This window comes from Cetobacterium somerae (assembly GCF_022430525.1).
In the GTDB taxonomy this organism is placed as follows: Bacteria; Fusobacteriota; Fusobacteriia; order Fusobacteriales; family Fusobacteriaceae; genus Cetobacterium_A.
On the sequence record NZ_CP092519.1, the window covers coordinates 545,283 to 558,994 of the forward strand.

Annotated in this window: 11 protein-coding genes; all 11 read left to right on the forward strand. The window is 31.4% G+C overall.

Annotated elements, in window-relative coordinates:
• Nucleotides 1-11 precede the first annotated feature (11 nt).
• The 11 genes from nifJ (at nucleotide 12) to pflA (ending at nucleotide 13,678) form a co-directional block, all read left to right on the forward strand.
• A complete protein-coding gene (nifJ, locus tag MKD34_RS02420; RefSeq protein WP_240219570.1) occupies nucleotides 12-3,590 on the forward strand; it encodes a pyruvate:ferredoxin (flavodoxin) oxidoreductase in 3,579 nt (1,192 codons plus the stop codon).
• Between the two features lie 124 nt (nucleotides 3,591-3,714).
• Nucleotides 3,715-4,503, forward strand: a complete 789-nt coding sequence (locus MKD34_RS02425) for a glycosyltransferase family 2 protein (RefSeq protein ID WP_240219571.1) — start codon at nucleotides 3,715-3,717, stop codon at nucleotides 4,501-4,503.
• On the forward strand, nucleotides 4,460-5,485 hold the full coding sequence (locus tag MKD34_RS02430; protein WP_240219572.1) for a glycosyltransferase family 9 protein: 1,026 nt from the start codon (nucleotides 4,460-4,462) through the stop codon (nucleotides 5,483-5,485). Before MKD34_RS02425 ends, MKD34_RS02430 begins: the two co-directional genes overlap by 44 nt.
• A 2-nt stretch (nucleotides 5,486-5,487) precedes the next feature.
• Entirely contained in the window at nucleotides 5,488-6,501 is a 1,014-nt protein-coding gene (waaF, locus tag MKD34_RS02435; RefSeq protein ID WP_240219573.1) for a lipopolysaccharide heptosyltransferase II, read from the forward strand.
• Nucleotides 6,501-7,172 carry a lipopolysaccharide core heptose(II) kinase RfaY gene (locus MKD34_RS02440; RefSeq protein ID WP_240219574.1) on the forward strand — a complete coding sequence of 224 codons (672 nt, stop codon included), beginning with the start codon at nucleotides 6,501-6,503 and terminating at the stop codon, nucleotides 7,170-7,172. The genes waaF and MKD34_RS02440 overlap by 1 nt, the downstream gene beginning before the upstream one ends.
• Before the next feature lies 1 nt (nucleotide 7,173).
• The gene (locus MKD34_RS02445) at nucleotides 7,174-8,172 is read left to right on the forward strand and encodes a glycosyltransferase family 9 protein (RefSeq protein WP_240219575.1); all 999 of its coding nucleotides are present in this window, start codon (nucleotides 7,174-7,176) and stop codon (nucleotides 8,170-8,172) included.
• A gap of 5 nt (nucleotides 8,173-8,177) precedes the next feature.
• A complete protein-coding gene (gene recA / locus MKD34_RS02450; RefSeq protein WP_240219576.1) occupies nucleotides 8,178-9,251 on the forward strand; it encodes a recombinase RecA in 1,074 nt (357 codons plus the stop codon).
• Nucleotides 9,223-9,783: a regulatory protein RecX gene (locus MKD34_RS02455; protein WP_240219577.1), complete on the forward strand. Its 561-nt coding sequence runs from the start codon at nucleotides 9,223-9,225 to the stop codon at nucleotides 9,781-9,783. Before recA ends, MKD34_RS02455 begins: the two co-directional genes overlap by 29 nt.
• Nucleotides 9,777-10,514: a lysophospholipid acyltransferase family protein gene (locus tag MKD34_RS02460; protein ID WP_240219578.1), complete on the forward strand. Its 738-nt coding sequence runs from the start codon at nucleotides 9,777-9,779 to the stop codon at nucleotides 10,512-10,514. Before MKD34_RS02455 ends, MKD34_RS02460 begins: the two co-directional genes overlap by 7 nt.
• A gap of 171 nt (nucleotides 10,515-10,685) precedes the next feature.
• Nucleotides 10,686-12,926, forward strand: a complete 2,241-nt coding sequence (pflB, locus tag MKD34_RS02465; RefSeq protein ID WP_240219579.1) for a formate C-acetyltransferase — start codon at nucleotides 10,686-10,688, stop codon at nucleotides 12,924-12,926.
• 26 nt (nucleotides 12,927-12,952) lie between these two features.
• The gene (gene pflA / locus MKD34_RS02470; protein ID WP_240219580.1) at nucleotides 12,953-13,678 is read left to right on the forward strand and encodes a pyruvate formate-lyase-activating protein; all 726 of its coding nucleotides are present in this window, start codon (nucleotides 12,953-12,955) and stop codon (nucleotides 13,676-13,678) included.
• The last annotated feature ends 34 nt before the right edge of the window (nucleotides 13,679-13,712 follow it).

Sequence of the window (13,712 nt, forward strand, 5' to 3'; positions counted from 1 at the left end):
GGACAATTCAAATGGCTAAAAAAATGCAAACTATGGATGGTAACCAAGCTGCAGCATATGCATCATATGCTTTTACAGAAGTAGCAGGTATTTATCCAATAACTCCATCATCGCCAATGGCTGAGTACACTGACGAGTGGGCATCAAGAGGAATGAAAAATATGTTTGGAGTTCCAGTAAAAGTTGTTGAAATGCAATCAGAGGCAGGAGCAGCTGGAACAGTTCACGGATCTTTACAGGCAGGAGCTTTAACTACAACATATACAGCATCACAAGGATTACTATTAAAAGTGCCTAATATGTATAAAATAGCTGGAGAACTTTTACCAGGAGTTATCCACGTATCAGCAAGAGCGTTAGCAGCACAAGCGTTATCAATATTTGGTGATCACCAAGACGTTTATGCAGCTAGACAAACTGGATTTGCTATGTTATTTGAGAGCTCAGTACAAGAAGTAATGGATTTATCAGGAGTTGCACACTTAGCAGCTATTAAATCAAGAGTTCCTTTCATGAATATATTTGATGGATTTAGAACTTCACACGAAATTCAAAAAGTTGAAGTAATGGATTTTGATGTATTCAAGAGATTAGTAGATATGGATGCTATTAAAGCTTTCAGAGAAAGAGCTTTAAACCCAGAGCACCCAGTAACAAAAGGAACAGCTCAAAACGACGATATCTACTTCCAAACTAGAGAAGTACAAAATAAATTCTACGATGCAGTACCTGCAATTGTAGCTAACTATATGGAAGAAATTTCAAAAGTAACTGGAAGAGATTATAAGCCATTTAACTATTATGGAGCACCAGATGCAGAGCATATTGTTATTGCTATGGGATCTGTTTGTGAAACATTAATAGAAACAGTTGATTATTTAGTAGGAAAAGGAGAAAAGGTAGGACTTATCAATGTTCACTTATATAGACCATTCTCTGCTGAATACTTCTTCAATGTATTCCCTAAGACAGTTAAGAAAATTGCTGTACTAGACAGAACAAAAGAGCCTGGAGCATTAGGAGAGCCTTTATACATGGATGTTAGAGGATTATTCTATGGAATGGAAAACGCTCCAGTAATCGTAGGTGGAAGATATGGATTATCTTCAAAAGACACAACACCAGCTCAAATGAAAGCTGTATTTGATAACTTAAAGCAAGCTGAGCCGAAAGATGGATTTGTAGTTGGAATCAACGATGACGTAACTTACAAATCTCTTGAAGTTGGACCAAGCATTGAAACAGGAGCAGAAGGAGTAAGAGAATGCTTATTCTTCGGACTTGGATCAGATGGTACAGTTGGAGCAAACAAAAACTCAATTAAAATTATTGGAGATAAAACAGACTTATATGCACAAGGATATTTTGCATATGACTCAAAGAAATCTGGAGGATCAACAAGATCTCACTTAAGATTTGGTAAACATCCAATTAAATCAACTTACTTAGTATCTTCACCAAACTTCGTTGCTTGTTCAGTACCAGCTTACTTAACACAATACGATATGATAGGTGGATTAAAGCAAGGTGGAACATTCTTATTAAACTGTGTATGGGATAAAGATGAAGTTGTAGCTCATTTACCAAACTCAGTTAAGAAACAATTAGCAGAGAAAAACGCTAAGTTCTACATTATAAATGCTAATAAATTAGCAGCAGAAATTGGATTAGCAGGAAGAACTAATACAATAATGCAATCAGCATTCTTTAAATTAGCAGATGTTATTCCATTCGAAGATGCACAAACTTATATGAAGCAATATGCTGAAAAGTCATATGCTAAAAAAGGTGACGCAATTGTTAAAATGAACTATGAAGCTATTGATAAAGGAGCAGGAGAATTAGTTCAAATTACAGTTGATCCTTCATGGGCTAACTTAACAACTGAAGTTGTTGAAGAAAAAGGAGTTTGCTCTTGTACAGGATGTGGATGTGGATCAACATCTAAATTAGAGTCATTTGTAGAGAAAATTGCAAAACCTATAAATGCTTTAAAAGGAGAAGAGTTACCAGTTTCTACATTCTTAGGATATGAAGATGGAACATTTGAGAACGGAACAACAGCTTTCGAAAAAAGAGGAGTTGCAGTAAACGTTCCTGAGTGGAAATCTGAAAATTGTATCCAATGTAACCAATGTTCATATGTTTGTCCACATGCAGTTATAAGACCATTCTTAATGACAGCAGAGGAAAAAGCAGGAGCACCAAATGAGTTAAAAACAAAAACTCCAATTGGAAAAGGTTTAGAAGGATTAGAGTATAAGATTCAAGTATCTCCATTAGATTGTACAGGATGTGGACTATGTGCTAACGTATGTCCAGCTAAAGAGAAAGCTTTAGTTATGGTACCTATCGGGCAAGAAGTTGAAAAAGGTGAGCAAGAAAATGCTGATTACTTATTCAATGAAGTAACATATAAAGATGAGTTTATGCCAAAAACATCAGTAAAAGGATCACAATTTGCACAACCATTATTCGAGTTCCACGGAGCTTGTGGAGGATGTGGAGAAACTCCTTATATTAAAGCAATAACTCAATTATTTGGAGACAGAATGATGATAGCTAACGCTACAGGATGTTCTTCAATTTATGGAGGATCAGCACCATCAACTCCATATACAACAAATAGCTGTGGAGAAGGACCATCATGGGGTAACTCATTATTTGAGGATAACGCAGAGTTTGGATACGGAATGGCAACAGCTGTTGAAACAATGAGAGATAGAATTCAAACAATAATGGAAGAAAACATGGCAAATGTTTCTCCAGAAGTTGCAGCAATGTTTGCTGAATGGATTGAAAATAGAGCAGATGGAAATAAAACTAAAGAAATCAGAAATAGATTAGTTCCAGCTTTAGAAGCATGTAACTGTGGAGTATCAACAGAAATTTTAGAGTTAAAGCAATATCTTGTTAAGAAATCACAATGGATATTTGGAGGAGATGGATGGGCTTATGACATCGGTTACGGAGGATTAGACCACGTTTTAGCTTCTTCAGATGACGTTAATGTTTTAGTAATGGATACTGAGATTTACTCTAATACAGGAGGACAAGCATCTAAATCAACTCAAACAGGAGCAGTAGCAAAATTCGCAGCTGCAGGAAAACCTAATAAAAAGAAAGATTTAGCTGCTATTGCAATGTCTTATGGACATATCTATGTTGCACAAGTATCTATGGGAGCTAACCAAGCTCAATACTTAAAAGCAATTGCTGAAGCTGAGGCATATCCAGGACCATCATTAATCATAGCTTATGCTCCTTGTATAAGTCATGGATTAAAGAATGGAATGGGTAACAGTCAACTTGAGATGAAAAAAGCTACAGAGTGTGGATACTGGCCAATATTCAGATATAATCCATTATTAGAAAAAGAAGGAAAGAACCCTCTTCAAATCGATTGTAAAGAACCTAACTGGGATAATTACAATGATTATCTAATGGGAGAAGTTAGATATGCTACATTAGCAAAATCTAAACCAGAGCATGCAAAAGATTTATTTGCTAAAAATAAATCAGAGTCTCAAAGAAGATGGAGACAATATCAAAGACTTGCATCATTAGACTTCACAGCTGAAGCTAAGTAATTCTTTGAAATTTAGAGATAAGGTAGAAGTACCTTATCTCTTTTTTTATTACAAAACTTTTTTGTAAATTAGCATATTATTTGGTATAATTAAGAGTAAGTAGAAAAAAAGAAAGGGTGAAAAAATGAAGATATCTGTTGCAATGATAACCTTTAATGAAGAAAAAATATTGAGAAAAACTTTAGAGTCAGTTAAAGGATTGGCGGATGAAATAGTTATTGTAGATAGTGGATCAACAGATACTACAAAAGACATAGCCGAAGAATTTGATGCAAAATTTTATATAGAATCTTGGAAAGGTTATGGACCCCAAAGAAATTTAGCTATAGAGAAATGTGAAAATGAATGGATTTTAAATATAGATGCCGATGAAGAGATATCAGAAGAGTTGAAAAAAAAGATAATAGAAATAACATCAGATATTAATAATAAAAAAGAGATTTTTAAGATAAATAGATTATCAGTTTGTTTTGGAAAAGAAATAAAGCATGGAGGATGGGGAACATCTTATGCAATAAGATTATTTAAAAAAGGTTCTGGTAAATTTAATGATAATATAGTTCATGAAGAGTTTAAAGCAAATAAAGAGATTTTTAAAATAAAAGAAAATATATATCATCATTCATATTTAACTATGGAAGATTATTTCAATAGATTTAATAGATATACAACAGAAGGTGCAAAGGATTATTATAAAAAAAATAAAAAAGTAAGTATATTAGATATAGTAGTAAATCCAATATACAAATTTTTGAAAATGTATATCTTTAGATTAGGTTTTTTAGATGGCATTGAAGGATTTGTCATAGCATCAACAAGTTCGATGTATTCTATGATAAAATATTTTAAACTAAGGGAGATGTATAAGAATGGCTCATACTTACAAAAGAATAATAATAGCAAGAACGGATAAAATAGGTGACTTAATTCTATCAATTCCTAGTTTTTTTATGATTAGAAAAATGTATCCTGAAGCTGAAATAACTTTATTAGTAAGAAATTATAACTATAATATAGTAAAAAATCTACCCTATATAAATAGGGTTGTTCAAATAGATAGATATAGACAAAAAGAGCTTTTAGAAAAAATAAAATATTTTAATGCAGATGTTTTCATAGCATTATATGTTGATAATTTTGTAATGGAATTAGCAAAAGCAAGTAAGGCTAAAATAAAAATAGGACCATTGTCAAAAATAAAATCTTTTTTTATATTTAATAAAGGAGTTTTACAAAAAAGATCTAAATCAATAAAACATGAAGCAGAATATAATTTAGATTTAATAAAAAAACTTGATAAGAAACTTTTTGAAGATAGATTTGAAATAAATACTCAGATTTTTCTAGATAAAAGTAATTTAGAGGCTGCTGAAAAATTTTTCAAAGATAATAGTATTGGAGATAAAGTGTTAGTTGTAAATCCGTTTATGGGTGGGTCTGCAAAAAATATAACTGATGACCAGTATGCAGATATTTTAAGAGAAATTATAGACAGAGAAAAAGATATTGATGTAATTGTAACAGCACATATCTCTGATGAAGATAGAGGGTTAGATCTCTTAGAAAAAATAGGAAGAGATAGAGTGTACCTTTTTGCAAATGGAGGAGAACTTTTAAATATAGGAGCAGTTATAAATAGAGCTAAAGTTTATTTTGGAGGTTCAACAGGACCAACTCATATAGCAGGTTCATTACAAAAGAGCATTGTAGCGTTATATCCTAAAAAAGCAACACAAAGTTCTATAAGATGGGGCGTTTTTGGTAATGAAGATGTTACATATATAATACCAGATGAAAATACGAAAGAAAATTATAAACACAAAGATTTTGATTCGTATAATGAAAAAATTAAAGAAAAAATAGTTCAGGCAATAATAGATAGATTGGAGAGATAAGCGTGAAAATATTAGTAATACATACAGCTTTTATAGGAGATATTGTTTTATCAACACCGTTATTAAAAAGAATAAAAGAGGTATATCCAGAAGCAAAAATTACTTATGTAACTACTCCTATTGGGGCAACTATTTTGAGAAATAATCCAAATGTAACTGAGATAATAGAATATGATAAAAGAGGTAATCATTCAGGAATTAAGGGATTATTAGCATTGGGTAGAAGATTGAGATATGAAAATTTCAATATGGTATTAACACCTCATAGATATTTAAGAAGTTCTATTTTAGCTTGGTTAACAAGATCTCCAAAGAGAGTCGGTTATGATATAGCAAGTGGATCTTGTTTATTCACTGATAGAATAAACTATGATAAAAGCAAACATGAAGTAGATAAATTATTATCATTTATGGGAAAGGTTCCGGAAAATTCAAGAGAAAAATATCCAATAGAGTTGTATCCAAATAAAAAAGATATTGATGTAGTTGATAAGATTTGGAATGAAAATAATTTTAATGATCAAGAGATTATAGCAGTAGCTCCCGGAAGTAAGTGGTTTACAAAAAAGTGGCCTTTAGAATATTTTAACGAAGTAATTGATTTACTAGTAGAAAATGGTAAGAAAGTTATTGTTATTGGTGGTAAAGATGAGTTGTATTTAAATGTAAATATTCAACAAGATGTTTTAGATTTAAGAGGAAAAACAACATTGTTAGAATTAGCAGAGGTTTTAAAAAGAGTTAAAGTAGTTTTAACAAATGATTCATCACCAATACATATAGCGTCTGCTTTTAAGAAAACCTCAATTCTTGCAATTTTTGGTCCGACTGTGAAAGAGTTTGGATTTTTTCCATGGAGTGAAAATAGTGAAGTTTTAGAAATTGAAAATCTTTCTTGTAGACCATGCGCAATACATGGAGGAGATAAGTGCCCAAAGGGTCATTTTAAATGCATGTTAGATATAAAGCCAAAACAAGTCTATGAAAAAATTCTACAAATTTTGAAGAGGGTGTAATGGAAAAAATATTATGTAATAGCGAAGCAGATTTTAATTTAGTTAATAAAATTAAAAGAGAAGAATTTAAAGTTATTAAAGATTTAAAAAGTGATGACAGAAGTAAGGTGACATTAATTGATATTGATGGAAATAAATATGTTTATAAAATTCCTAAAGAAAAGAATAATCGTATATGGCAAAGAATAACTTCCCTAATCAGGGGAAGTGAAAGTAAACGAGAATATGAAAATTATTTAAGAATAAAAGAGAATGGTTTTAAAGGACCTGTTCCTATAATGTATTGGGAGAGAAAAAATTTTGGAATATGTGTTGATTCATTTTTAGTGAGTTCGTATTTATCTGGAAAACCAGCAACTCAAAAAAATTTAAAATTAGTGGAAAAAGAATTGAGAAAAATACATGCTAGAGGTTATTTACATGGGGATTCCCAATTGAGTAATTTTATAGTGGAAAATAATGAAATTTATTTAATAGATGCAAAATTAATGAAAAATAAATATGGAAAAGCAGGGGAGGCATATGAATTTATATATTTAGAAGAAAGTTGTCATAAAGAGATTGATATTTATGATAAAAATACTCTAAGTTATAAATTCGCAAAAAGTTTAAATAGTTACCTGCATTGGATTGGAAGAGTGAAAAAAGCAATTCGAGGAAAGGAAAGATAAATTGAGAGTTTTAATAATAAGACTTAGTTCTATAGGAGATGTAATATTGACTACTCCTGTTTTAAAAGAATTGAAAAAAAAGTATCCAGATATAATTATAGATTTTTTAGTTATGGAAAATTTTAGAGATGCAATATCAGGATGTCCTTATATAGATAATTTAATTTTATTTAACAAAAAAAAGCACGATGGTTTAAAAAATATGATAACATTTGGAAAAAAATTAAAATTAAATAATTATGATTATGTATTTGATTTGCATGCTAAAGTGAGATCAAAAGTTATAAGTAATACAATTGGAAGTAAAACATATACATATAAAAAAAGAAGTTTATTAAAAAGTATTTTAGTTAAAACTAAGGCAATAAAATATAAAGTGGATGATACAATTATTAAAAATTATTTTGGTGCTTTTAAAGTTTTGGGATTAGAGTATAATGGTGAAGATTTAACTTTTAGTTTTGAAAAAAAAGATTTAGAAAAATTAGAAACACTTTGTATAGAATATGACAATGTTCCGATGATAGCCCCAGGAGCTTCAAAGGAAACTAAAAAATGGACTAAAGAAGGATTTGCACAATTGTCAAAACTACTTTATAATAAATATGGGAAGAAACCAATTATAATAGGGTCAAGTAATGAATATGAAATGTGTGAGGAGATTAAAAATCTTGCAGATGGGTTTGCTATAAATTTAGCTGGAAAATTAACTTTAAAAGAGAGTGGAGCACTACTTTCTAAAGCTAGGTTTTTAGTTACAAATGATTCTGGACCATTTCATATAGCAAGAGGGGTAAAATGCCCAACTTTTGTTATATTTGGTCCAACTAGCCCAGGTATGTTTGAATATGATGAAAAAAATGTATTAATTTATTTAAATGAACCTTGTTCGCCTTGTAGTTTACATGGAGATAAAGTATGCCCACAGAAACATTTTAATTGTATGAAAAAATTAAATGCAGGAATGGTAATGGAAGTAATAGAAAAAAATGGGAGGTAATAGAAATGGCAAAAAAATCAGTAGATACAACAACAGATAAGTCAAAGGCTTTAGAAACAGCGTTAAAACAGATAAGAAAAGATTTTGGAGAAGGATCAATAATGAAACTTGGAGAAAACCAAGGTATGAATATTGAAGTTATTCCAACAGGAAGTATAAATTTAGATTTAGCTCTTGGTTTAGGAGGAGTTCCTAGAGGAAGAATTATAGAAGTGTATGGTGCAGAGAGTTCAGGTAAAACTACAATAGCATTACATATAGTAGCTCAAGCACAAAAAATGGGAGGAGTAGCTGCATTTATAGATGCTGAACATGCTTTAGATCCAGTATATGCAAAAGCTTTAGGTGTAGATGTAGAAGAATTATTAATTTCACAACCAGACTTTGGAGAGCAAGCATTAGAAATTGCTGATATGCTAGTTAGATCAGGAGCAATTGATGTTATAGTTGTTGACTCTGTGGCAGCATTAGTTCCAAAGGCAGAGATTGATGGAGAAATGTCAGATCAGCAAATGGGACTTCAAGCTAGATTAATGTCGAAAGCTTTAAGAAAATTAACTGGTTCTATAAATAAATCAAAAACAACAATGATTTTTATAAACCAAGTTAGAGATAAAATTGGTGGATTTAGTTTTGGACCTCAAACAACTACAACAGGTGGAAAAGCTCTTAAATTCTATTCTTCGGTAAGAATGGAAGTTAAAAGGGTAGGTAGTGTAAAACAAGGTGAAGAAGCTATAGGTAACGAAACAGTAGTGAAAGTTACAAAAAATAAAGTAGCTCCTCCGTTTAAAGAAGCTAAGTTCCAAATTATGTATGGAAAAGGAATATCTAGAGTAGGAGAGATTTTAGATATGGCTTTAGATAATGATATAGTTGCAAAATCAGGAGCATGGTTCAGCTTTGGTGATATTAGATTAGGTCAAGGTAAAGAAAATGTAAAAGCTAGATTAGAAACTGAGCCAGAGTTATTAGCAGCAATTGAAGAAAAAATAAACCAACTTCTAGAAAAAAATACAATAGTACTTCATGCATCAGAAGGAGAAGAAGTTGAAGCTGAAGAGATTACAGAAGAATAAGTTTATCTTCGAAAATGGATTGAGCATAGGTCTAAATAATGAAATAGTAAATAAATATGATTTGAAAAGGAGAGAGGAGCTATCTCGCGAGGAATACTTACAAGTGTTAGAGTTGGCTGCTCTCTCTACTTCATATTACTATTTAGCTAAAAGGGACTATACAAAAAAAGAGATATATAACAAATTATTGCAAAAGTATTGGGAAAAACCTCCAATAGTAAAAGTGGTAAAAAGATTAGAAGAAGCTGGTTATATTAATGATAAAGAGTTTGCAATAACGTATGCAAAAAGCAAAAAATATGGTAAGAAAAAAATAGCATATGATTTAAAATTAAAAGGAATAACTTCTGAAGTTATACAGGAGGCGTTAAGTTTTTATGAAGAGGATGATGAGTTAGAGGAATTATCTAAGGCATGGGATAAACTAGGAATGAAAGAGGAACATAAAAAAATAGCCTCTCTTATGCGAAAAGGGTTTTCATACAGTGACATAAAAAGAGTTATAACTAAAAAAAGGGAGGAAGAATGTTAACATTATTTAAAGTTACATTAGTAGCGCTACTTAATTTTATATATTTAACACTATTTAAAGCTAATAAAATAAAAAAAATGTCTAGTGATAAAGCTCCGTTTGAAGCAAGGAAAGAACTAAAAAAACTTTCGGAAAGAATAGTAAAGGCAGCTAAAATAGATTTAGAGGTTGTTTATTTAGATGAAATAGCTTATAAAAAAATGAAGTTAGAAGATGGAATTGTAGTAGTAGCAAATCATTCAAGTAATTTAGATATACCAGTAATAGTTACAGCTTTAAGTATACCTGTAGGATTTGTAGCAAAAAAAGAGATGGAGAATTGGCCATTTTATTCTATGTGGATGAAAATGAGTAAATGTATATTTTTGGATAGATCTAATCCGAGAGAAGGTATAAAAAGTATAAGAAAAGCAGTTGATATAGTTAAACAAGGGTATCCAACTGTAATTTTTCCAGAAGGTGAAAGAACTTTAACAGGAGAAATTGGAAACTTTAAAAAAGGAAGTTTTAAATTAGCTACAGAAACTAATGGAATTATTTTACCGTTAACAATAGATGGAACTTTTTTTGTTCAAAATAGAAAAAGTATTTTAATGAAGCCAAATAAAAAAGTTAGATTAACTGTAGGAAAACCGATAGATTTGAGAAAAATGAACCAGGAAAATAGCAAAAACATTAGTGAGATTGTTCGAGAAATGGTAGTTAAAGAGATGAAATACAAAAATAATTAAAAAATAACCACTAAATAAGTATAAAATTAATCGTTAAAAACTTTGGAAAAGTTTGACACTAATTATTATTTGTGCTATAATCTCCTTGAAAATTAAGTTGAGCTTAACAGGGCTTGAACAAAAAATATAATTGGAATATATATTATTTATAATCCACTCAGGAGGAAAAAGATGGAAAACTTACAATCTTACTGGTCAGATTTCAAAGGAAACTTATGGAAGAAGGAAATCAATGTTAGAGATTTCATTCAGAACAACTACACACCATACACTGGGGATGAATCATTCTTAGTAGGAGCTACTGAAAATACAAAAGCTGTTTGGTCAAAGTTAACAGAAATGTTCAAAGAAGAGATTGCAAGAGGTGTTTATGATGCAGAAACTAGAACTCCTCAATCAATAACTACTTATGGACCTGGATACATTTCAAAAGAAAACGAGTCAATCGTAGGACTACAAACAGATGCACCATTAAAGAGAGGAATCTATCCAAAAGGTGGATTAAGAATGGTTGAAAACTCTTTAAATGCATATGGATATGAAATTGATCCAATAACAAAAGAGATTTTTACAAAATATAGAAAAACTCACAACGAAGGAGTTTTCTCAGCATATACAGATGATATGAAAGCTGTAAGAAAATCAGGAATCGTAACTGGATTACCAGATGCTTATGGAAGAGGAAGAATAATTGGAGACTACAGAAGAGTAGCTTTATACGGAGTAGACAGATTAATCGAAGAGAGAAAATTTGAATTAAAGAAAGCTGAAGCTCCAGAATTAACTGAAGAAATTATCAGAAAAAGAGAAGAAATAACAGAGCAAATTAACGCATTAAAAGCATTTGTTAAAATGTGTGCATCTTACGGATTTGACGTTACTAAGCCAGCTTCAAATGCAAAAGAAGCTGTACAGTGGGTATACTTTGCATACTTAGCAGCTACAAAAGATCAAGATGGAGCAGCAATGTCAGTTGGAAGAACTGCAACATTCTTAGATATCTTTATTGAAAAAGATTTAGCAAAAGGATTAATTACTGAGAGTGAAGCTCAAGATTTAATCGACCAATTTATCATAAAATTAAGAATTATCAGATTCTTAAGAACTCCAGAGTACAATGATTTATTCTCAGGAGATCCAACTTGGGTAACTGAAGCTTTAGGAGGAGAAGGAGTAGATGGAAGAACATTAGTTTCTAAAACAGCGTTCAGATATTTAAATACTCTTTACAACTTAGGACCAGCTCCAGAGCCAAACTTAACAGTATTATGGTCACAAAAATCTCCAGCAAACTGGAAGAGTTTCTGTGCTAAAGTTTCAATAGATACATCAGCAATCCAATATGAAAATGATGATTTAATGAGACCTGAATTAGGAGACGACTATGGAATCGCATGTTGTGTTTCTCCAATGAAAATAGGAAAGCAAATGCAATTCTTCGGAGCTAGAGTAAACTTACCAAAAGCTTTATTATATGCTATTAACGGTGGAAGAGATGAGAAGTCAGGAGCACAAGTAGCACCTAAATTCGAAGGAATCACTTCTGAGTACTTAGATTTTGATGAAGTAATGGAAAAATATGACTTAGTGTTAAAATGGTTAGCAGGAGTATATATCAACGCTCTAAAAGTTATCCACTACATGCACGATAAATATTCTTATGAAGCATTTGAAATGGCTCTTCATGATGTAGAAGTTTTAAGAACTCAAGCATCAGGAATTGCTGGATTATCAATCGTTGCTGACTCATTAGCAGCTATTAGAGATGCAAAAGTAAGAGTAATCAGAGACGAGAGAGGAATCGCTGTTGACTTCGTAAGAGAAGGAGAATATGTAGCATTCGGAAACAACGATGATAATACAGATAAATTAGCAGTTGAAATAATGGAGAAATTCATGAACTACATCAGAACTCATGAGACTTACAGAAATTCAAAAGCTACACAATCAATCTTAACTATAACTTCAAACGTAGTTTATGGAAAGAAAACAGGAACTACTCCTTGTGGAAGAGCAGCAGGAACTCCATTCTCTCCAGGAGCTAACCCAATGAACGGAAGAGATACAAGAGGAGCAGTAGCAGCGCTTGCTTCAGTAGCTAAGTTACCATTCCACCATGCAGAAGATGGAATTTCTTATACATTCGCTATAACTCCAGGAGCTTTAGGAAAATCTAGAGAAGAAAGAGTAGAAAACTTAGTAGGATTAATGGATGGATACTTCACAGCTGATGGAGGACAACACTTAAATGTTAACGTATTTGATAGAGCGTTATTAGAGGATGCAATGGCAAACCCTGAGAAGTACCCTCAATTAACAATCAGAGTATCTGGATATGCAGTTAACTTTGTAAGATTAACAAAAGAGCAACAATTAGACGTTATTTCAAGAACAATTAACGGAAATATGTAATAATTAAAAAAGGATGTGCTAAGAAAATGAAAAAGGGATTTATTCACTCACACGAGAGTTTTGGAACTGTAGATGGACCAGGTATTAGATACGTAGTGTTTACTCAAGGTTGTCCTTTAAGATGTAAATACTGTCATAATTGTGATACTTGGAAAAGAGAGGATGCAAAATTCTTGGAGACTCCTGAACAAACTTTCTTAGAGATCTGTAGATATAAAAACTTTATTAAAACAGGAGGAGTAACGGTGACAGGTGGTGATCCGTTAACTCAACCTGAATATGTAAAGGAGCTATTGAGACTTTGTAAACAAGAAGGAATACATACAGCAATTGATACTTCAGGATATTTATTTAATGATAAAGTTAAAGAAGCTTTGGAGTACGCAGATCTTGTTTTACTAGACATAAAGTCAATTGATCCAGTACAATATAAAGAGTTAACTGGTGTTGAATTAGAACCAACGCTTCAGTTTGCAAATTATTTAAAGGAAATTGGGAAACCAATGTGGGTAAGACATGTTGTAGTACCTGGAATCACTGATAATGATGAATTGTTAGAAAAATTAGCTGACTACTTAAAAGGTTTTGATAATCTTGAAAAAGTAGAAGTTTTACCATATCACTCTTTGGGTGAATATAAATGGCAAAAGATTGGAATTGATTATCCTTTAAAAGGAGTTGAACAGCTTTCAGCTGAGAGATTCGAAAATGCAAAAAATATATTTAAAAGTAGAGGTTTATCAGTTAAATAGTAAAGTTTTGGCTACCTTAGAACACAAAAGTTCT

Bases quoted from the DNA above. Each gene is read 5' to 3' on its own strand.
- nifJ (WP_240219570.1), top strand. From the start codon at position 12: ATGGCTAAAAAAATGCAAACTATGGATGGTAACCAAGCTGCAGCATAT.
- MKD34_RS02425 (WP_240219571.1), top strand. From the start codon at position 3,715: ATGAAGATATCTGTTGCAATGATAACCTTTAATGAAGAAAAAATATTG.
- MKD34_RS02430 (WP_240219572.1), top strand. From the start codon at position 4,460: ATGGCTCATACTTACAAAAGAATAATAATAGCAAGAACGGATAAAATA.
- MKD34_RS02440 (WP_240219574.1), top strand. From the start codon at position 6,501: ATGGAAAAAATATTATGTAATAGCGAAGCAGATTTTAATTTAGTTAAT.
- recA (WP_240219576.1), top strand. From the start codon at position 8,178: ATGGCAAAAAAATCAGTAGATACAACAACAGATAAGTCAAAGGCTTTA.
- MKD34_RS02460 (WP_240219578.1), top strand. From the start codon at position 9,777: ATGTTAACATTATTTAAAGTTACATTAGTAGCGCTACTTAATTTTATA.
- pflB (WP_240219579.1), top strand. From the start codon at position 10,686: ATGGAAAACTTACAATCTTACTGGTCAGATTTCAAAGGAAACTTATGG.
- pflA (WP_240219580.1), top strand. From the start codon at position 12,953: ATGAAAAAGGGATTTATTCACTCACACGAGAGTTTTGGAACTGTAGAT.